The 21101-nt window shown below is 23.9% G+C and carries 16 protein-coding genes and 1 tRNA gene; 15 read left to right on the top strand and 2 right to left on the bottom strand.

Going from position 1 to position 21101, the window contains the following annotated elements:
• Window positions 1-624: 624 nt before the first annotated feature.
• The 5 genes from NQK76_RS01840 (at window position 625) to NQK76_RS01820 (ending at window position 4186) form a co-directional block, all read left to right on the top strand.
• Window positions 625-715 (top strand) — tRNA-Ser (locus tag NQK76_RS01840).
• Window positions 716-854: 139 nt separating this feature from the next.
• The gene (locus NQK76_RS01835; protein WP_255872689.1) at window positions 855-1721 is read left to right on the top strand and encodes a thymidylate synthase; all 867 of its coding nucleotides are present in this window, start codon (window positions 855-857) and stop codon (window positions 1719-1721) included.
• Window positions 1718-2218: a dihydrofolate reductase gene (locus NQK76_RS01830; RefSeq protein WP_004994850.1), complete on the top strand. Its 501-nt coding sequence runs from the start codon at window positions 1718-1720 to the stop codon at window positions 2216-2218. The genes NQK76_RS01835 and NQK76_RS01830 overlap by 4 nt, the downstream gene beginning before the upstream one ends.
• A gap of 147 nt (window positions 2219-2365) precedes the next feature.
• Complete coding sequence (locus tag NQK76_RS01825) at window positions 2366-2584, top strand: hypothetical protein (protein WP_036690752.1); 219 nt, start codon at window positions 2366-2368, stop codon at window positions 2582-2584.
• A gap of 807 nt (window positions 2585-3391) precedes the next feature.
• Window positions 3392-4186 carry a lysophospholipid acyltransferase family protein gene (locus NQK76_RS01820; protein ID WP_255872688.1) on the top strand — a complete coding sequence of 265 codons (795 nt, stop codon included), beginning with the start codon at window positions 3392-3394 and terminating at the stop codon, window positions 4184-4186.
• 65 nt (window positions 4187-4251) lie between these two features.
• Here NQK76_RS01820 and NQK76_RS01815 read toward each other — a convergent pair whose 3' ends face one another.
• Window positions 4252-7125 (bottom strand): S1 family peptidase, encoded by a 2874-nt coding sequence (locus NQK76_RS01815; protein WP_255872687.1) that lies wholly within the window; start codon window positions 7123-7125, stop codon window positions 4252-4254.
• A gap of 689 nt (window positions 7126-7814) precedes the next feature.
• Between NQK76_RS01815 and hrcA the strand changes: the two genes are divergently transcribed.
• The 6 genes from hrcA (at window position 7815) to NQK76_RS01785 (ending at window position 15506) form a co-directional block, all read left to right on the top strand.
• Complete coding sequence (hrcA, locus tag NQK76_RS01810; RefSeq protein ID WP_004994844.1) at window positions 7815-8882, top strand: heat-inducible transcriptional repressor HrcA; 1068 nt, start codon at window positions 7815-7817, stop codon at window positions 8880-8882.
• Between the two features lie 70 nt (window positions 8883-8952).
• The gene (locus NQK76_RS01805) at window positions 8953-9735 is read left to right on the top strand and encodes a nucleotide exchange factor GrpE (RefSeq protein ID WP_255872686.1); all 783 of its coding nucleotides are present in this window, start codon (window positions 8953-8955) and stop codon (window positions 9733-9735) included.
• Entirely contained in the window at window positions 9728-11596 is a 1869-nt protein-coding gene (gene dnaK / locus NQK76_RS01800) for a molecular chaperone DnaK (RefSeq protein ID WP_004994840.1), read from the top strand. Before NQK76_RS01805 ends, dnaK begins: the two co-directional genes overlap by 8 nt.
• A gap of 106 nt (window positions 11597-11702) precedes the next feature.
• Entirely contained in the window at window positions 11703-12809 is a 1107-nt protein-coding gene (dnaJ, locus tag NQK76_RS01795) for a molecular chaperone DnaJ (RefSeq protein WP_004994838.1), read from the top strand.
• A 722-nt stretch (window positions 12810-13531) separates the two neighbouring features.
• Window positions 13532-14530, top strand: coding sequence for a lipoate--protein ligase (lplA, locus tag NQK76_RS01790; protein ID WP_004994836.1), 999 nt, complete (start codon window positions 13532-13534; stop codon window positions 14528-14530).
• Between the two features lie 340 nt (window positions 14531-14870).
• Window positions 14871-15506, top strand: a complete 636-nt coding sequence (locus NQK76_RS01785; RefSeq protein WP_004994835.1) for a hypothetical protein — start codon at window positions 14871-14873, stop codon at window positions 15504-15506.
• 22 nt (window positions 15507-15528) lie between these two features.
• On the opposite strand, the gene recU is transcribed toward NQK76_RS01785, so the two are convergent.
• Window positions 15529-16086, bottom strand: coding sequence for a Holliday junction resolvase RecU (recU, locus tag NQK76_RS01780; protein WP_004994833.1), 558 nt, complete (start codon window positions 16084-16086; stop codon window positions 15529-15531).
• Between the two features lie 276 nt (window positions 16087-16362).
• Here recU and NQK76_RS01775 point away from each other — a divergent pair, with 276 nt between their 5' ends.
• The 4 genes from NQK76_RS01775 (at window position 16363) to NQK76_RS01760 (ending at window position 20382) form a co-directional block, all read left to right on the top strand.
• Window positions 16363-18108, top strand: coding sequence for a ribonuclease J (locus NQK76_RS01775; protein ID WP_255872685.1), 1746 nt, complete (start codon window positions 16363-16365; stop codon window positions 18106-18108).
• Between the two features lie 8 nt (window positions 18109-18116).
• Window positions 18117-19802 (top strand): ribonuclease J, encoded by a 1686-nt coding sequence (locus NQK76_RS01770; RefSeq protein WP_255872684.1) that lies wholly within the window; start codon window positions 18117-18119, stop codon window positions 19800-19802.
• 35 nt (window positions 19803-19837) lie between these two features.
• A complete protein-coding gene (locus tag NQK76_RS01765; protein WP_255872683.1) occupies window positions 19838-20173 on the top strand; it encodes a hypothetical protein in 336 nt (111 codons plus the stop codon).
• 80 nt (window positions 20174-20253) lie between these two features.
• Window positions 20254-20382, top strand: coding sequence for a DNA-formamidopyrimidine glycosylase family protein (locus NQK76_RS01760; RefSeq protein WP_004994825.1), 129 nt, complete (start codon window positions 20254-20256; stop codon window positions 20380-20382).
• Window positions 20383-21101: the final 719 nt, after the last annotated feature.

Below are 21101 nucleotides of genomic sequence, written 5' to 3'. Positions count from 1 at the left end.
TCGCAAGAGAGTGAATTATGGAAAGCCGGATGCTGGGAAACTTGCTTGTCCGGTTTGGACGGGGGCTGATTGTAAATAAAACAGCAAAGATAAATCGCTGAATAAAACGCAATTAATCTATCCGTATAAATTAAGGAATATGAAAAAAAATACTGATATTTGGGAAGGTAAAGCAATTTAATATAACTAAACATTAGTTAACAAAAAAGGATAATTAGGAATAATTTAAACCTATAAAAAATTGTTAGAGGGAAGATCTCCCGCTACTTTTGTTTAGCTAATAATTTTTGGATAATTAACTTATCTTAATTATCTAGGAAAATAAAGTTTTTAAAGACTCCTAGCGAGGAAACATTACATGTCAATCACTAGAGTTAAAAAGAAATTTGGAATTGGGAAATTTAGGGGATAAATATAATTAGAGAGATAAAACCCAAAATTGATAATTTGAAAGTCTCATTATTAGTAAATGATTAAAAATATTAGAGTCATCAAATAAAGTCTAAATTATTTATTTATTAATTGTACTCTAAATATCATAAAGACAAATCCTGATATGGAAATGTCAATAAATCTATTTATATTTTTTTTAAAAAATTTTCAATTAATAAAGGTTATTATTTCGGAGGAATACCCAAGTCTGGTTAAAGGGGCACGCTTGGAAAGCGTGTAGATCTTATTAGATGCGAGGGTTCGAATCCCTCTTCCTCCGCCATTAATTTTATATATATATAAATAAGTTTGTATAAATAAATATTTTATTATTTTATAAATAATTTTTTTAATATAAAATCATAAAATATTTAAGTTATAAAAATTGTGATTTTTAGTAAAGGGTTAAAATTGTTTTTAATATGGAAAAATATTTAAATTTATGTCGTACTATTTTAAAATATGGTAATATACGTGAGAATCGTACTAAAGTTTTAACTAAAAGTATTTTTGGTTATCATATGCGTTTTAATTTGACCCAAGGATTTCCTTTATTAACGACAAAAAAAATTAATTTTAATCTAGTGATACATGAATTATTATGGTTTATTAAAGGTGATACTAATATACGTTATTTGGTACAAAATAAAGTAAATATTTGGAACGAATGGCCTTATGAACGATATCGGAATTCTTTATTTTTTAAAAATGAAACTTTATCGGAATTTATCGAGAAAATTAAAAAAGATGAACATTTTGCTAAAAAACATGGAAATCTTGGCCCTATTTATGGAAAACAATGGCGTGATTTTTCGGGAATTGATCAATTAAAGCAATTGATTCATGATATTAAATTTAATCCAAATTCTCGTCGTTTAATTATTTCCGCTTGGAATCCTCCTGAAATATCTAAAATGATTTTACCTCCTTGTCATATATTAATGCAGTTTTATGTAGTAGGAAATAAATTATCTTTGCAAGTTTTTCAAAGAAGCGCCGATGTCTTTTTAGGAATTCCATTTAACATTAGTAGTTATAGTTTATTACTGTTTTTGATTGCTCATATCACTAATTTGCAAGCTTATGAATTAATTTATAATTTAGGAGATGCTCATATTTATCTTAATCATATTCCTCAAATTAAAATTCAATTAAAACGTTCTCCTAAATCATTACCTTATATCACTTTGAACAATAATATTAATTGTATTGAAGATTTTACTATTAAAGATATTCATTTGCATAATTATGATGCATACGCAACTTTAAAAGGAGAAATAGCAGTATGATTAGTTTAATAGCAGCTGTAGATGGTAATTTTTTGATTGGCAATGGTGAAAAATTACCTTGGCATTATCCTCGAGATTTAGCTTTTTTTAAAAAAAAAGTGAATGATCAAGTGATATTAGTAGGTTTAAGAACATATCAATCTTTATGTTATTATTATAAAAATAAAAAATTCCCTTTTAAATCAATTTATTTGGCCACTACTTCTCTTGATATTCCAGCTAAATATTATCGAGATGATATTTCTATTCAAAAAGTTAATGATGTTAAAATTTTCTTACAAGATATTCGTAAAACATCTAAATCAATTATTGTTATTGGAGGTAGACAAATTTATCAATTAGCTTTGCCTTATGTTGATGTTTTATATTTAACTTATATTTTACGTCGTTTTGTCGGAAATATTTATTTCCCTTATTTAAATTTATGCAAATATATTTTAAAAGAATACACAGTTATAGAAGAATTAATTTTTGCCACTTATTTTAAAAAAAATTAAATAATTTTTTTAAGTTTTTTATAACAAGAGTTATTTTAATAATTTTTATAATAAAAAAACTATATTACTAATTTTTATTTAATAAATGATATTTATTTTTGTTGATTTTTTGTAATTTATTTGTTATTTAAAAGGGGTTTATTTTTTATGACAATTTTTAGTATTATTTTTATAATATATTTTTTTATTGTTTGGCACTTTTTTATTGGTATGCGATCTGGAATTATTGTAAAAATATTGGGAAGTTTTGTTAGCTTTTTTTTAACTTTTTGGGCAACTATGTTTGTATGTTGTTTATCTTTTGCATTAATGATGTTATTATTCTCTAATTTTTATTCTTTTAATATTAACATAGATTTTTTATAATTGGTTTTGATTGAAAATTATTTTTTATTACCGGAAAACCAAAATATACGGATATAAGATTTTAAATTTTTTTTATTTTTGTTTGTGTAAAATTTTAAATAATTGATAATTTTTGTGTTATATTTTAAATTAAGTAATTATGATTAAATTTAATTTAAAATCATTTCATTAATTTTTTATAAGTTAATTTAAATTTCTTCTTAGATTTGGTTTTGAATATAGATAAAATTGATATTTTTTATAAATTTTAATGTTTTTTTTATTAATGTTTTTATGAAATATATAATTACATTTTCTTTAAATTAAAAGTTCTTCTTATTAACAAAAAAGGAACAAGAATTATTATAAAAACAAAAATATAAATTAATAAAAAAACTATTAATCCGACCAAATAAAAATAATAAAATTCATGTAACAAAATAAAAAATGATTAAATATTTAATTTTCTTATAAAGAAACATTTTAATGTTTATTGTTAGAATATCATAATAAAATTTTCTTTTCTTTCGATTATTGTTATTGATTATTCAAAAATAATAAATAAATCAAGATTTAAATAAGTGAGTTTATTTTTTATTATTCTATTCGGTTTTAATATTATTAAATAATGAAGATAACTTTTTTAAAAAAATTATTCGAAATTGATTCGTTATTTATTTAATTATTTTAAATTGTTATATAACATAAATGTATATTTTGTTTATTTAATAATTCTATTTTTTATTACATTGTTTATATTAAACGTTCCGTTAGTAATAGTTATTTGTGCTAATTTTTATATTTTTTAATGCAGGAGGTAACACATATATGTTTAGTTTTATTTTTTTAATAACTTTTTTAGTTTTTTGGTATTATTTTATTTTTATTTTTACAAGTAAAATCATTGGTATTTTTGTTGGTTTTGTTTTAGCTATTTTAATATCTTGGTTAATAGCTTTTCTATTATTATTTATTAGTTTAGGATATGCTAAACAAAAATCTATTAATAATGTTTATCATTTAAAAATAGTTCGAAGTTTTTCGAAATTAATTATGGGTTTTTTTCGCATTAAAGTGTCGGTTTATAATTATAATTTGATTCCTTTTAATAATCGTTTAGTTATTTATACTAATCATAAAAGTAATTTTGATCCTTTTATAATAGCTTCTATATTCCCTCGTCCTCTTACTTTTACTCCTAAAGATGAACTTTATAATAATTTTTGGTATGGTTGGTTTTTAAGATTTTGTTTTGATGCTACTCATTGCATTAAGATTAATAGAGGTAATAATAGAGATAATTTAAAATCTTTGGAAAAAGCTAAAGAAATAATTAAAGAAAAATTGGCTGTTTTGGTTTTTCCAGAAGGTGGCATTATTAATTCTACTTCTGATCAGATTAATTCCTCTTTGGATGGTGCTTATAAAATTGCTATTCAAAACCAAGCTGATATTTTACCGATTACTTGTAAAGGCATTTATCGTATGCGCGGTAAATGTTGGTTTAGACTTAAAAAAGTAGAATTATTAATACATCCCTATATTTCTTATTCATATTATAAAGATAAAAAATCATCGCAAATTAATCATGAAGTAACTAATATTATTAATTCTAGACTTTAAATTATGAAATAATTAAATATGAAATAGATAAAATATTTATTAATAATATATTAGTTAAATTTATATTAAATATTATTGATTATGGGATTTAGTTTTATAGAGATTATTATCATTACTAAAAATATAAAAATTACAGAAATTAAGATGTTTAAATTCTCTTTAAGGTTACTTGTGATTAATAATTCTCTTAAATTATTATTAGATATTAGCGTTGCCTGTATAAAGTTCGAGGGAATATCAACATTTGAGTTATTAAAAAAATTAATACCTATAAAATTTCCTTTATGATCGAAACATATAAAGTTTATATCTTTAATTTTTTCTTTTAAATTGAACACAGAATCAAATACAAAGGTGCTATTTTTATTTTCAATTATGCTACTAATTTGACTTTTGAACATTTGAGGGTTATGATCATCACTATCTCCATTTATTAGATAGTAAATATCTTCTCCTACTTTAAGATCTGAAGTTTTTTTAAATGGAACTACAGGGTAGTTTTCTGATGATTTAAAGGTAATTAAAATAATATTGTTTTCGTTTGGAAATATATTATTTATTGTTCCTTGTTCAAATTTATAAATTTCTTGTTCGGAATCATATATAATAATTTCATTTTGATCGTTAAAAATTCGTTTATATAATAAGTTATTTAAGCTGATTAAATTATTTTGATAATTGTCTTCATAGGTAGATAAAACATGATACAGGTATTGATTATCTTGTGTTTTTTCTTTGCTAAAAATTATTCCATTACCTTTTATGTGATGATCTTGATGCCAAACAATTAAAGAATCCATAATTTTTTGTTTTGTTGTATGCACGGAGGGCTTGTTTGAATCAATAAATTTTAGAGATACAAAAGAACTGTCTTTATTTGCTGAACGACGATGACTTTCTAAATAATGTTCGATAAAATTTATTACTTTATGATTTTTATTTTTTATGATTATTTTTAGATTAATTTTGGATTTATCTTGAGAATCAATACGAGCGTATAATTCCATATATTCTTTGTGCGGGTCTATGAATAATATTTGTTGTTGATTATAAGTATAAACTAATTTGATTTTTAATATTATTTTAGATTTATTTTCCTTATTTTTTAATAATGGTAATGTAATCGGATCTTTATGAGTTAAAACGGTTAATTCGTCCATAGAAAATGCGATCATTGGCGCTTCATCATTGTGTTCGATTTTAAGATTATTAAAATTTTTTTTAAAACTATTAAGTTTTCGCATTAAATAATTTTTATGGTTTTCGCTTGTCAAATCGGTTATTATGCCTATATTTTTAGGATTTTGTTTATGTTGAGAAAAAATTTCTTCTAATCTTTTTTGGATATGCAAAATATTAATAGCTTGAGAAAACTTGTCTGTTGTTGTAGGATTATTAATAGTATTACGGTTCATACCAATAATTTGTCCTTTTTGGTTAAAAACAGGTCCTCCGCTATTTCCATTATCTATTTCTATATTAAAATCAATAAAAGCTTCATTTAATTTAGTAATATCTCCTCTTTTTAATAAATTCCTTTTTATTGATTGTGTATTTTTTATGTTCGTTAAGCTTGGTAAAAAATTTTCTAATGGAAATGATTCTTGAGATCCCATGCTATAAACTATTTGTTGAATTTCTGGTTTTATAAATGAATGCGGTTCCGGGAAAGCTGTTTTTAGAATTTCTTCAATTTCTTTGAATTTAGTTGCATTATTATCTTGAAAAGTTAATATTCCGATATCATCAAAACCTTCGTTATTAGAAATAAAAGTAAAAATTTTGGCATCTTTATATGAATTAAAATAAGTATTATAAACTTTGATTTTAGAATTTTTCCCTGGTTCTAAAACATGAGAATTTGTAATGATGTAGTATTTATATTTATAATAAGAAGATTTTTCAGATTTTTCTGCTGCATAAATAAATCCTGATCCTAAATATCTAGAAAATTCGATCGAGAAAGTGATTTTTGATATATTTTCTATAATTTTTGATATATCTTCTTGAATAATATCAGAAGGTTTTAATTTTTCAGATTGTTCAAAAAAAGATTCATCTATAAAAGATAAAGCAAAAGTATTTAAGAATTTTTTAGATACATCTATATATTGATTATTTATTTGCTGCATTAATCCATTAAATTTACCTTCTTCGTTTAACTTAATTAATAATTGTATTTTCGGGTTATTTTCGATTTGATTAGAGTTTAGTTCCATAGGTATTAAATATTGTTTTTTTATTTTATCTTGAGGAGATGTTAAATTTTCAAAATCGCTATCATCATCTTCGTCTGTTAAACTTTCATAACTATCTGAAAAACTAGATATTGATTCATGATCACTTTCATATTCATTATGGATTTTTTTGTCTTTAATATTATTATTAAATTTTTTATACATTCGTTCACAAAAATTATAAATATAATTCGAAGTAATAATGTAATTAATTTCCATTTTATGCGACTGTTGAGGAAATGAAATTCCAATAAATTCACCTCTTTTATTGAAAAAAATTTTATTATTTTTTCCTTTAATAGAGATAGATAAAGTATTTGATTGGTTTTGATCATATTCTTCACTTATAATTCCTTCTTGAAAGGGTTTGATATTGTCATTAATATCTAAAGTAAATCCATAAACTGTTTCGCCTTTATGAAAATTATATTTTTTTATTTTTGGAAAAAGATTATTATTTGTTGGTTGTTGATTGTCGAAAATTTTTTGTAATTTTTGTTGTATTCCTTCAACAATTTGGTATTTATTTTTATTTTCTTCGTCTATGATATTTTCATTATAATTATCGTATTTAATTGATATGTTAACATTCGACGTTAATATTTTTTTATAATTAAAATAATAGAATATAAAAGTTATTAATATAAAAAAATAAACTAATAGTAATAAATAATTTTTTTTAATAATGCGAAGGATATTCATTTTATTTAATTTTTTAATTAAACCTTTTCTTAGATTGATATTTAAAAATGATGATTTGATTTCAAATCCGCTAATGAATTTAAAATTAAATATTTTCTTTTGACGCGATTTTACAAGTACATTTAATATTATATAATAAAAAAATTAATAAAATGTTATTATTAGAAGACTTGACATAGACTTGACATAATGTTTAAAAAGTAATAGAATAAATTTAGCAGTCATGATAATTGAGTGCTAAATTATTTATAGTTTTTATATAATAAAAATTTTTTTAATCGATAAATACTTGACAAGATGGTATTTTATTAGTTACAATAATTCCAGCAGTCATGATTCGTGAGTGCTAAATTTGTTTAAATCAGATAGAGTTGTTGAAAAAAAAGTTAAATTTTTAAAATAAAATAAATTATTAAAATTATTTTAGTTATATTTAAAAAAAATTAAATTTATTTTGGAAATTTTTATTTATATGATGTAAATGTGGCGAATATGTTTCAATATTCAATTGATTATAGATGTGTTTTGATAATGATTAGTAAAATAAGCCAAATGTAAATATGATAATAATATTATGACAAAGATAAATTTAAATCTATTAAATTAAAGGTAAGAAATTTTTATATAAAGAATAGAAGATAAAATTATGATGATGACAAAAATTATATTTTTTCAAAGGATTTTAAAAATTGATTTCGAATAGAGAAAGATTAATTTTAAAAGCAATTATTGAACATCATTCAGAACATCAACAACCTATTAGCTCGAAATTTTTGTCGCGTTTATCTTATTTAAAATATTCTAGTGCTACTATTCGTTATGATATGGCTCAATTAGAAAAAAAAGGTTATTTATGCAAAACTCATGCATCTAGTGGTAGAATTCCTTCTTTAAAAGGATATGTTTTTTATTTTAATCATTTAATAACTAGAAATCATGATATTTTTCAGCAAATTTCTTTATTTGAGAATATTTTTAAGAATAAAAATTTTAATAAAGAAACTATTGTGAGAGAAGCATTAACCTTGTTAGGAAATGTTACTCGTTATCTTGTAATTTTAGCTTTTCCTAATGCTTTAACAACTCATAAGGTAGCCAAGATTGATTTAGTTTTATTAAGCCCTGAACAAGCTATTGTTTTAATAATAACTAATTATGGTCAAATTCGTTATCAGAGTATTTTTTTAGAACCTTGCAATAATTTTGATTTTCAAAACGTTAAAAGTATTATTTTAGCTATAAATAACACATTATTAGATAAATATTTGTGTGAAGCAATTAAAATTTTGCAAGAAAAAAATATTGAAAATGATTTTTGTAATGCACAATTATTTGATAAATTAGTTAATATTCTAATAGAAATTTTTTATAACTTTAATACAAACAATTCCCATATTTATGGTATTAATAATTTAATTAACAATTTTAGTTGGGCCGATAGCAATACAATGAAAGAGATTTTACATATTTTAGATACTAATAAATTAAATGAAATGTTATTTGATGCTCATAAATACATTTTTAAATTTAATAATCGAATACGTTGGGTATCTTGTCATAAGTTTGCTATTATCTCTATTCCCTGTGAAATTAAAAAATTTCCAGATCAAAAAATGTTTATCGCGGTTTTAGGTCCTATGACTATGGCTTATCCAGAAGTAATTCCGCTGTTAGAATATTTGTCTGTAAATTTATCTCAAACTTTTTACAGTAAAACAAATTTGATTCCTGATAAATTGGAAGAAATTTGCAAATAATTTATTAAAGTATTATTAACAATAAAATATTAAATTTGTAAATAATAAAAGGAGTTTAATTCAAGAATTTATGAATTTTGAAGAATGTTCAAAACAAAACACTAATAATTGTAAACAACATGAAAAAAACATAGATGAAAATAATTGTTCTTGTAAGGAAAAAAAGGTTCAATCAAAAAAAGTTTCTTCTGATCACTCATCTTCCGAAGATAATGCATCTTCAGATATTAATCCCAATAAAGCAGAAACTTCAACATTGAATTGTGGAGATCAAAGTGATAATAAAAATTCTATTTCAGACATTGAATCTAATAAATTTATACCTAATGAAAATGATTTTCAAATGTTAAAAAAACAATTAAATGATTTAAAAGCAGAAAATGTTAATCTTAAAAGAGATCTGCAGGAAGCACATCAGCAAAGAACCAATGATAATTTGAAATATTTAGCTGATTTTGATAATTTTAAAAAACGTATTACTGTTCAAACAAATAGAGAAATTAAATATGCTTTAACAGATTTTATTAAAAATATTTTAATTCCTTTAGAACAATTCGAAAAGGTTTTAGAAATGCCTAAAGTAGATGACTCTGTTAAATCTTTTTTATTGGGTTTTAAAATGATTCATAAACAAGTTAAGGATATTTTACAAAAAGAAGGTGTAGAAGAAATTAAAGCTTTGGGTGTTAAATTTGATCCAAATTTTCATTATGCTTTGGAAAAAATATCAGATTTAAAACAACCTAATGGTATAAATGTTTTAGTTTTACAAAAAGGTTTTTTATATAAAGATTTAGTTATAAAACCAGCTATGGTAAAAGTAAATGAATGGAGTGATAAAAATAATGACTAAAAAAAATACAAATTCAAGTCCAATTATTGGAATAGATTTAGGTACTACAAATTCTTGTGTTGCTTGCATGGAAAATGGACAACCAAAAGTAATTACTAATTCAGAAGGGGATAGAACTACGCCTTCTGTGGTGGCTTTTAAAGGTGATGAAATAATCGTTGGTAAAGCTGCTAAACGACAGATGGTGACTAATCCTAATACTATTCTTTCGATCAAAAGAGAAATGGGTAAAAAAGGTTATTATAAAGAGTATAATGGTAAAAAATATACTCCTCAAGAAATTAGTGCTATTATTTTACAAAATTTAAAAAAACAAGCTGAAGATTATTTAGGTATGACTGTAACAGAAGCTGTTATTACAGTACCTGCTTATTTTAATGATGCTCAAAGACAAGCTACTAAAGATGCTGGTAAAATTGCTGGATTAGATGTTAAAAGGATTATTAATGAACCTACAGCAGCAGCTTTATCTTACGGATTAGATAAAAATACTCAAAAAGAACAAAATATTTTAGTATTCGATTTGGGTGGAGGTACTTTTGATGTTTCTATTTTGAATATTGCAGAAGGTAATTTTCAAGTTTTAGCTACTGCAGGTGATAATGTATTAGGTGGTGATAATTTTGATGATGCTATTGTAGAATTTTTAATTAGAATTTTCCGCGAAGAGCATGGAATTGATTTGAAAAAAAACAAAGATTTAACTGCTTTACAACGTTTAAGAGAAGCTGCTGAAATGGCTAAAAAAGAGTTAAGTAATGTTGTATCTACGGTTATATCTCTTCCTTTTATTTCTATGGCTGCTGATCAAACTCCTTTGCATTTAGAATATACTTTGACTAGAACTAAATTTAATGAAATCACTAAAAATTTAGTAGATCGTTGTATAACTCCTTTGAGACAAGTTTTGAAAGATGCAAAATTGCAAGTATCACAAATTGATCAAGTTATTTTGGTAGGTGGTTCAACAAGAATTCCGGCTATTCAAGAATTAGTTACTAGAGAATTAGGCAATAAAAAATTAAATAAAAGTGTTAATCCTGATGAAGCTGTTGCTTTAGGGGCAGCTATTCAAGGGGGAATTTTAAGAGGTGATGTTCAAGATATTGTTTTATTGGATGTAACTCCTTTATCCTTAGGGATTGAAACTTTAGGCGGGATATTTACTAAATTAATTGATCGCAATACTACTATTCCAACTTCCAAATCTCAAATTTTTTCAACTGCAGTAGCTAATCAATCTTCTGTTGATATTAATGTGTTACAAGGAGAAAGAGCATTAGCTAAAGATAATCAGTTATTGGGTAGTTTTCAATTAACAGGTATTCCACCTGCTCCAAAAGGTGTTCCTCAAATCGAAGTTACTTTTGATATCGATGTAAATGGTATTGTTTCTGTGTCAGCTAAAGATTTAGGTACTAATAGAAAACACAGTATTACTGTTTCAGGGGGCAGCGGTTTAAGCGAAGAAGAGATTCAAAAAATGATAAAAGATGCCGAAAAAAATGCAGAAACAGACAAAATTCAAAAAGAACGTATTGTTTTACGTAATGATGCTGATAATTTTATTTTCCAAACACGCCAAACTTTAGAATCTTTAAAAGATTCGATAGAAGAGCAAGAAAAAAATGATATCGAAGCTAAGATTCAAGATTTAGAACAAACTTTAAAAGGTGATGATTACGATTCTATTAAAGAAAAATTAAGTATTTTAGAAAAAGCTTCACAACAACTTGCTGTAAAAGCTTATCAAAAAGCGCAACAACAAAATAATAAAGAAAATCAAAATCAAGATACTACTCAAGAAACTGCTAAAACAGAAGATAAAGTAGTAGATGCCGAGTTTGAAGATAAAAAATAAGATAAAAAAATAATAAATCTAATAAAAAGCCAAAAAAAGTTATTAATATCTTTTTTTGGTTTATTTATTAATTTTTATTTATCTTATTACAACGAGGAGTTTTATTTTGAAACAAAAAAAAGACTATTATGAAGTTTTAGAATTATCACGTGATGCTAAATTGGATGATATTAAAAAAGCTTATCGACGTCTTTCGAAAAAATATCATCCTGATGTTTGTAAAGAAGCTAATGCTGATGCTAAATTTAAAGAAGTACAAGAAGCTTTTGATGTATTAAGTAATACCAACAAACGAGCTCAATATGATCAAATGGGTCATAATTTTAACAATCAAGGTTTTAATAGTGATTTTCAAGGTTTTCAAAGTGCTAATTTTGAAGAATTTGAAGATTTATTTTCAAGTTTTTTTGGACGTAGAAAAAGCAATCGCCATCAAGAAGATATTAAAGGTGAAGATCATCATATAAAATTAACTATTAGCTTTATGGAATCTGTTTTAGGTACTCAAAAAACTGTTACATTCAATGTTAAAGAAAATTGTGAAAAATGCGATGGTACAGGAGCTAAAACTAAAAATGACATTCGAATTTGTAATGTTTGTAAAGGAAATGGTTATATTTCTTATACTCAACAAGGTTGGTTTGTAAGTGTTTCGAAACAAATATGTCCTGAATGTGGCGGTAATAAAAAAATTATTTTAGCAGAATGTAAATTTTGTAAAGGTGTAGGTATGGTTAAAAGTGAACATAAAGTAACTTTAAATATACCTGCAGGCGTGGAAAGTGGTATGAGATTGAAATCCCCGAATCAAGGTCATCAAGGCCCTTCAGGGGCGCCTAATGGTGATTTGTATGTCGATATTAATGTTCAACCTCATAAAACTTTTCAACGTAAAGGCAATGATATTTTTTCTTCAATATTAATTAATTTTTATCAAGCAGCTTTGGGTACAATTATTAATGTCGACACTATTCATGGTAATGTTCAATTAAAAATTCCTGCTGGTACACAAACTGATACTAAATTTAGATTAAAAAACAAAGGAGTTCCTTATGTTAATTCTCCATTTAGTATAGGTGATCATTATGTTATTGTTAAAATTTATACACCACAAAATTTATCAAATACACAAAAAAAATTATTTGAACAATTAGAAGAATTAGAAGAATTAAATCGAAAATCTAAAACTAATTCATCTTGGTTTAATTTTTGAATCGCACAAATAAAAAAAATCATTAATAAAATAGTAAACATTATTAAATATATTTGTCAGTTTTAAAAGATATTTATAATATTGTTATCGAAAGTGCATAGCCTATCATGATAATAATCTTTGGAGGGGGGTCACCTAAACACTATAAAGTAGGTTTGATGAATTATCAGCCTCAATTTTAAAGTAACTGTGAACCACACTTAAAACTTGATTTAGAATTATATTGCAACTTAGATCTCCCGAAAAGGTAGATTATTAAAAAAAATTTAAAACAGCTTTTAGCTACTCCCCAAAAAAAGCGAAATTTATAGTAGTCATCAGTTTCATTCTAGAATGGGAATATTTTAGAACCACTTGACAACGATGAAAGGTAATAACCTTTACATAACGAAAGAGTTTCAATATTTGTAATTAGACATTAGACGCCGGATGCTTGGGAACTTGCTTGTCCGGTTCTGTGAGTGGCTAGTTTGTAATTGTATAAAAGAAATAATAAATAATATTTTTTTTAAACTGATTTCAGTTAATCTATTATGATAAATATCGCCATCATTATATGATTTTATAATGATGGTATTTTATTTATTTATTATTATATTTAATAATCTTTATAATCAGTTTAGATATAATAATTAATAAATAAAAAAATATAATATATTATTTTGTTTATTGAATTTGACTTTTTTTGTTAGTTAACAAAAGAAAGAAATTGGAAATTATGTATGATTTTAGTTAAATATCCTTTATTATCTCATTATAAACCCTACTTTTATTATGGTTTAGAAGAATATATTTTAAATTATTTTTTAAAGAATGATGATGAAATTTATTTTTTTTTCTGGACCATGAAAGGGGTAGTAATTGGTCGTAATCAGATTATTGAAAACGAAATTAATTTAGAATTTATTAAAAAAAATAAAATTGAATTTTTTCGTAGGCCGAGCGGAGGTGGTTGCGTTTATAATGATTTTAATACTCCGATTTTTAGTTTTATTTTTCGAAATAAATGTTTAGATTTTAGTTTTAAAAACTATTTAAATCGTATTATTAAAGCTTTTAATTGTTTAGGTATACCTTTATATTTTAGTGGTCGAAATGATATTTTATTAAAGGGTAAAAAAATTTCTGGTAATGCTTTTTGGAAAAATAAAAATGGAATTGTTATGCATGGTACTCTACTTTATCAATGTGATATTAATACAATGATACGATGTATTACTCCAAATAATCAAAAATTAATTTCTAAGGGTATTGATAGTGTACGTTCGCGAGTTACTAATTTAAAAAAATATCTTCCTGATATGACGCAATACGAATTAATTTATTATTTGGAAAATTTCTTAAAAAAGACAGAGTTAACTTTAACGAATAAAGATTTAATTTCTATTAATGAATTGGCTCTTAAATATAATTCTTCTACATGGTTATTTAATCATCCTATTTATTCTAAAATTTTACAACATCGTTTTGAATGGGGTGAAGTGAAAGTTTCTTTAGAATTAGAAGATGGTTATATTAAAAAAATGCAATTATGGGGTGATTTTTTTCATATTAGAGAAAATTTAGATAAATTTTGTGTTTTTTTTAAAAATATTTTATTCCGAATAGAAGAGATTCAAAAAGTTTTACAAAATATTAATATTAATGATTATATTTTAAATGCTTCAAATCAAGATTTTTTGTTTTTATTAAAACAAGGTGTAATCGATTATATGAAATAATAAATAATATTTTATAAATTTAGAAAATAAAATTTAATAAATAAATATTTTTTTAATTCGAATTAAAAAAATATTTTTTTCAAATGTGATTTAATCTAGATAATGTCAAAATATTATATTATTATTTTTTATATAAATATTTTTAAAATATAAAAGTTAGTTTTCAGGTAAATAGATATAATTAATTTTTTTATATAAGATATTATTTTTGATTACGAAATTAAAAAAATATTTATTAGGATAATTTATGCCAAACATACTTATTATTTTTAAATAATTTTCTTGTTTATCCTTCTTAATAAAAATGTATAATATAAGAAAGGTATATTAAAGGTTCATTATGAAGATTTTTTCATTAAAAAAAGTGATTATTAGCGCTTTATTATTAACAATTTCTTTTTTCATTGAATTTGTATTTACTAAATTTTTTTTTCAAGATTGTCACGGAGCTTTAATAAAATTAGAATTATTACCTATAATTTTAATAGGTTTTTTGTTTGGTTTTAAATTTAGTTTATGTGCTAATTGTATTTATGTTGCGATCCATACCGCTTTAGAATGGTCTATTATTACCGCATTTAGTTTAAATAGAATAAAATATTTGCAATTATTGTTTGTAGTATTTTTTTTTATTTTACCATATATGGCTTATTCTTTGTCTGGTTTATTTTATACTCGAAAATCGCCATATTTAATTAAAAAAAATATTATAACTAGTTTATTATTAATTTCTTTGATTCAAATTATTTCTTATATAGTGTGTATTTATATTTTTTATTATTATGCTTATGACTCTGTGTTTTGTATATTTGAATCAGATTCTTGGATAATAAACCAATTAAACCTTAATTTATCTGTATATTGGATATTTTTTATTTATATCAATGTCACCATTTGGTTAACTAATTTAGTTATTGGATCTATTTTATGTTTTTTAAAACCTATTATTAACGAAAATATAGAATTAGGCTTATAAGATTTATTTTATTTTTAATATTTTAGATAAATTTATTAACGATTTTTAAATAATCTAATCTGGGGCGATAACTATAAGGTATTTGCCATAATTCGTTAATAAAAGTTTGATAATCAATACTTTTTAACGAATATTGTTTTGTAAAATTAATTAAAAAAGATATGGGCATATAGAAGTATTGGTTATAGCGTTTAAAATTAATAATTAAAAAAGCTATTCCTTTTAGTTCGTGTATGTTTTGTAAACAAACCTTTTGATGATTAGGAATATTTTTTAAAGGAAATTTATTTAAATTATTTGTTTCTTTAACATCGAAAGACAAATATTTACCTTTATAAATACCTTGATAATCTGGTAAGGATTTTAAACGATAATAAGCTTCTACAATTTTGGTTTTATTTCTTTGAGCATATTCCACTTTAACTACTTGTATAGGGATCTCGTTTTTATGAATAAAAGCAATTTTATTTTCCTTATAAAAATTATTAGTTAAATTAATATCTTGTTCTAATTGTTTGCCTAAATTGCTTTTTTTATTATAAGTAAAATTTTGATTATTTATTTTAATCGGATATTTCATATTTTTATTTATTTTATAACTTTCTAAATAAATATAAAAAATTGATATTAATTTTTTTAAAGCTATAATAAATAGTGATTAACCAAATAAGAGTGGTTTCAAAAATAATTAACATCACATTAAATTTATTTATTTTTATTTTCCCAATATAATATTTATATTATAAATTTTAATTAATAATGATAAAAAAATTAAAAGAATCGGTAACAAATGTTTCGAAATTGTTTAAATTAATGATATATATTATTAATTTTTTAAGGAGTTCTATTAAAACAAATGCAAGAAATCAATTTTTTCGCTTTAGGGGGTATAGGGGAGAATGGTAAAAATTTTTACCTCTTAAAAATCAATTCTTCTTATTTTATTTTAGATGCTGGTTTAAAGTATCCTAGTGTATTGGTTAATGGTATTGATGCTATTTTACCGGAATATCATAAATTAGAATCTATTAAAAATGAAATTAAAGGTATTTTTATTACTTCAGCTTTAGAAACTTATTCAGGAGCTTTACCTTATTTAATTAAAGAATGGTCTATCCCTATTTATGCTTCTGATTTTGCTTTAGAAGTAATTAAATTTAATTTAAAACAAGCAAATATAGATTTATCTTCTTTAAAATTGAATGTTATTAAAGATGATATGAAAATTATTATTGATAATATTCAAATTTTTGTTTTCGGGATATCTCATTTTTTGCCAGGAACTTTAGGTGTAGCTTTTGAAACTTCTTCGGGAATGATTATATATATGAGTGCTATGCATATGCAACAATCTAAAAATAATTTTTTTCAAACTAATTTTACAACTTTAGTGGAATTAGCTCGTAAAAAGGTTTTAGCTTTGTTATTAGTTTCACAAGGTTCTTTAAGTTTAGTAAAACCTAAACGAGAAGAAATTTTAGAACATCATTTAAGTAGTTTTTTTGGGAGCATAGAAAATAATGTTATTGTTACTTTTTTAATTCCAGATTTATTAAAAATTCAAATGGTTATTGATTTGGCTGTACAAGCTAAATTGAAAATTATTATTTTAGGTCGTAAGAGTGAAAAAATTATTGATATCGCTTTATTAAAAAAATATTTAAAAATTCCTGAAAATACTTTAATTAATTTAAAAAATTCTAAGGATTATTTAAAATATAAGAATGTTGTGGTATTAGTATTTGGTAGACGTTTTGAATCTTTTTACCGTTTGCAACGTATGTGCAAAAAAACTGATCGTTTAATGAGATTGCATATATCAGACAAAATTTTATTATTTTCTGTTGATTTGCCTGGTATTGATAAAGTTCAAAATAAAACTGTTGATATATTAGCAAGACATGGTTTTCAAGTAGAATTTTTAATTAAAGATTTGTTTCAAAATGTATCTTATGATTATCAAGAATATTTAAAATTATTGTTGTCTTTATTAAAACCAAAATTTTTTTTGCCCATTGTAGGCGAATATAGACATCAATATTATGTAAAGAAAATGGCTCAAAATTTTAATTTTCCGGATAATAAAATTTTTTTGTTAGAAAATGGTGATATGTGGCTTTATGATAGCGTACATAAACCTTTAATTAAAAGAAATTTTTTTAAAAATTTGGGTGAAATTTTAATTGATGGCACACCGGTTATAGATGGCAATAATTTTATTATTAAAGATCGTGAATTATTAGCTAATGATGGTATTTTAATTATAGCTTGTAATTTAGATTTACGTTTGCGTAAGGTTATCGGAGATATTGATAATATTAAGTTGGTTAGTAAAGGTTTTTTAGATAAAATTAAAATAGAACCTTTAATTCGTCAATTAAAAGAATTATTTTTGAAAATAAGCACACAATTTATACATATTAATAAACAAATTAAATGGAGTGATTTTAAAAATAATTTACGAGAAGAGTTATCTAAATTTATTTTTAAAGCTACTAAAAAAAAACCTGTTATCATTCCTGTTTTAATCTCAGCAACTCGTTCATCGATAGATAAAGATTTAAATTTTACTTCAAATATTGTAATTGAAAGCAAAGGATAATTTTACAAATGGTAGCACATATTTCACAATACCCACAATTTGACATTTTGTTTTATGCTTTAGGCGGATTAGGTGAAGTAGGCAAAAATATGTATGTGGTAGAAATTCAAGGTAGAATTTTTATTATGGATTCGGGTATGTCTTTTTCTGAAGATTCTTTTTTAGGTATTAATTATATAATTCCTAGTTATGAATATTTAATTAAAAATGAACATAGAATTGAATGTCTTTTGATTACGCATGGTCATGAAGATCATATCGGTAGTATTCCTTTTTTGTTGCGTAAAGTTAAAATACCTAAGATTTTAGTAAATGGTATTGCTTACGATTTGATTGAATTTAAATTAACAGAGCATAAATTACAAAAATATATGCATATTTTGGAAAAATATGAAGAAGAATCTGAATTATTATTCGGACAGGTTAAAGTATCTTTTGTACGCTTGAATCATTCGATACCTGATACTTTTGGCATTGTTTTTAATTATAATAAAAATATTATTTTTTATACTGGTGATTTTAAAATTGATCATACTCCTGAAGGTCCTTTAGCGAATTATGCTAAATTAGCTGATTTAGGTAAAAAAGGAGTTTTATGTTTATTATCAGATTCTACGAATGCCCAACAAAAAGGATTTATAGAATCTGAAAATAAAATTGGTGATACTATTAATAATTTATTTTATCAAATTAAAGGTAGAATTATTATTGTTACTTTTGCTTCTAATTATTATCGTATTAAACAAATTATTCAAGCTAGTGTTTTAACTAAAAGAAAAGTAGCTGTTTTTGGCCGTAGTATGGAAAAAGCAATCGAAGTAGGAGCTAAAAACGGTTATTTAAAAGTGCCAAAAGAGTTTTTAGCAAATAGTAATAACATTAATGCTAATGATGAAAATATTACTTTATTATGCACCGGTTCCCAAGGGGAACCATTAGCTGCTTTAAGTCGTATGGCTAATGGCACTCATCGACAAATTAAATTAAATCATAAAGATACGGTGATTTTTTCATCTTCTCCAATTCCGGGAAACCAAGATAGCGTTAATAAAGTTTTAGATTTACTTTATAAAATGGAAGTTAATGTTATTTTGCATGGTTTTTTAGTAGATACTCATGCTTCCGGGCATGCTAGTCAAAATGATTTAAAATTAATGTTAAACTTGATTAAACCCCGTTTTTTAATTCCAGTTCATGGTGAATATGTTATGTTAATGGCTCATAAAAAATTAGCTATTGAATGCGGTATACCTTCCGAGAATATTTTTATTTTGGATAATGGAGATGTTTTAGGATTAAGTCCTTCAAAATCTGAATTAGTTGGCAAAATTCCTTATGATGATATTTATATTGACGATTCTGGCTTAGAAGATTTAAGTAATTCTATAATCAAGGAAAGAAAAATTTTAAATGAAGAAGGATTGTTATCTATTATTGTTAGTATGGATTGGAAGAATAAAAGAATTATTAATCATCCAATGGTCGTATCTAGAGGATTTATTTATATGAAAGGTAGTGGTGATTTTATTCAAAAAATATCTAATGATATTAAACATATGATTCAAAAATTGTTATCTTCTGAAAAAGTTAATGAAAATTATTTAATAAAAGCTATTATTAATTTTATTACTCCTCGTATTTATGAAACTACTTTACGTAATCCTTTAATTTTGCCTATTATTGTACCTATTTAAAAAAATTTTTAGTTTAGAAAGGTTTGTGAATTTTTATGAATTTCACTAAATTATCTGATAAGAGCATATATAATAATTATCCTATTAACAATTTAACTTGTGCAGTGTATGCAAGATATAATAAAGATAAAAATTTAGCAATTTCAAAAGAATGGTATACTATTTCGCCAAAAATAGTTATTAATTCCGATTTAAAAATTTTTTCAGAATTAATTTTGGTTTTTGAACATATTGATAATGATAATCCGGAATTTTTTTTACAACCAGGTCAAAAGATTAATATTATAACGGGTCATTTATTTATTAATAAAAATATATCTAAAGAACAAGGAATTTTGTTGATTGATAAATTTATTCATGTAAGTGAATAATTTATCAAAAAAATTAATTTACTTAAGGTATTTAAATTAATTTGCAAAATAGTTATATAAAGCCAAGGAGGTTTATTGTCATGCCAGAGTTACCAGAAGTAGAAGTCATTGTAAGGGCTTTAAATAAAAAAATAATAAATCGTTATATCAAAAATATAGATATTTTTTATGAACCTATTATCGGCAATGGGCGCAAAAGATGCGCATAATTCCGCTATTTAACGAATAGCCTGGAGTGATAATCTCCAGAGGTCACGTAAACACTGTAAGGTGGGCTTGATTAATTATCTCGAAAGAGTAATTGATAACAGCAAAAGCACGCAAGCGCGATGAGACGAAATATCTAGTCAATAAGTCAGCGCCAGACCAGAAGTTAAGGAGAAGGTGAAAATCCCTAAGCGGTTAAGTAGCGTGGTAATCTGTAAACATTCTGGTAAGATATTGACACCAGGATTAGGAAAGATATATAATATAAAAACTTTGGTATTATATATATTATCAATATGGTTAAAAAACTAACCCTTTTCTACACTAATTTCATTAAAATATTGTTATTAATATTTTTATGAATGCTCCAATTGGCAACAATTGTAAACTGCACCTAACACTTCTCGTAGAATTATGTCGTAACTTTGATCTCCCTAAAAGCACCACCAAAGGGTTAAAACTAACAGCTGTTAGGCTCAAGGGAAAAGCGAAACTTACAGTAGTCGTCAGTTTAATTCTAGAATTGGAATATTTTAGAAGAACCTGACCACGGCAAAGGGTAATAACCTTTACATGGCGAAAGAGTTTCAATATCTGTAATCAGATATTAGGCGCCGGATGCTTGGAAACTTGCTTGTCCGGTTCTGTGGGGGGCTAATTGCGAATATGAAAGTTAAATTATCAATGCACTTTCTAAACCGAGTTAATCTATCCCGATAAA

The sequence above is a fragment of the Candidatus Phytoplasma australasiaticum subsp. ipomoeae genome, from assembly GCF_024425275.1.
GTDB lineage: Bacteria > Bacillota_I > Bacilli_A > Acholeplasmatales > Acholeplasmataceae > Phytoplasma > Phytoplasma australasiaticum.
This window is presented reverse-complemented; position numbering and strand designations above follow the sequence as displayed.

Bases quoted from the DNA above. Each gene is read 5' to 3' on its own strand.
- NQK76_RS01835 (WP_255872689.1), top strand. From the start codon at position 855: ATGGAAAAATATTTAAATTTATGTCGTACTATTTTAAAATATGGTAAT.
- NQK76_RS01830 (WP_004994850.1), top strand. From the start codon at position 1,718: ATGATTAGTTTAATAGCAGCTGTAGATGGTAATTTTTTGATTGGCAAT.
- NQK76_RS01825 (WP_036690752.1), top strand. From the start codon at position 2,366: ATGACAATTTTTAGTATTATTTTTATAATATATTTTTTTATTGTTTGG.
- NQK76_RS01820 (WP_255872688.1), top strand. From the start codon at position 3,392: ATGTTTAGTTTTATTTTTTTAATAACTTTTTTAGTTTTTTGGTATTAT.
- NQK76_RS01815 (WP_255872687.1), bottom strand. From the start codon at position 7,125: ATGAATATCCTTCGCATTATTAAAAAAAATTATTTATTACTATTAGTT.
- NQK76_RS01805 (WP_255872686.1), top strand. From the start codon at position 8,953: ATGAATTTTGAAGAATGTTCAAAACAAAACACTAATAATTGTAAACAA.
- dnaK (WP_004994840.1), top strand. From the start codon at position 9,728: ATGACTAAAAAAAATACAAATTCAAGTCCAATTATTGGAATAGATTTA.
- lplA (WP_004994836.1), top strand. From the start codon at position 13,532: ATGATTTTAGTTAAATATCCTTTATTATCTCATTATAAACCCTACTTT.
- NQK76_RS01785 (WP_004994835.1), top strand. From the start codon at position 14,871: ATGAAGATTTTTTCATTAAAAAAAGTGATTATTAGCGCTTTATTATTA.
- recU (WP_004994833.1), bottom strand. From the start codon at position 16,086: ATGAAATATCCGATTAAAATAAATAATCAAAATTTTACTTATAATAAA.
- NQK76_RS01775 (WP_255872685.1), top strand. From the start codon at position 16,363: ATGCAAGAAATCAATTTTTTCGCTTTAGGGGGTATAGGGGAGAATGGT.
- NQK76_RS01770 (WP_255872684.1), top strand. From the start codon at position 18,117: ATGGTAGCACATATTTCACAATACCCACAATTTGACATTTTGTTTTAT.
- NQK76_RS01765 (WP_255872683.1), top strand. From the start codon at position 19,838: ATGAATTTCACTAAATTATCTGATAAGAGCATATATAATAATTATCCT.
- NQK76_RS01760 (WP_004994825.1), top strand. From the start codon at position 20,254: ATGCCAGAGTTACCAGAAGTAGAAGTCATTGTAAGGGCTTTAAATAAA.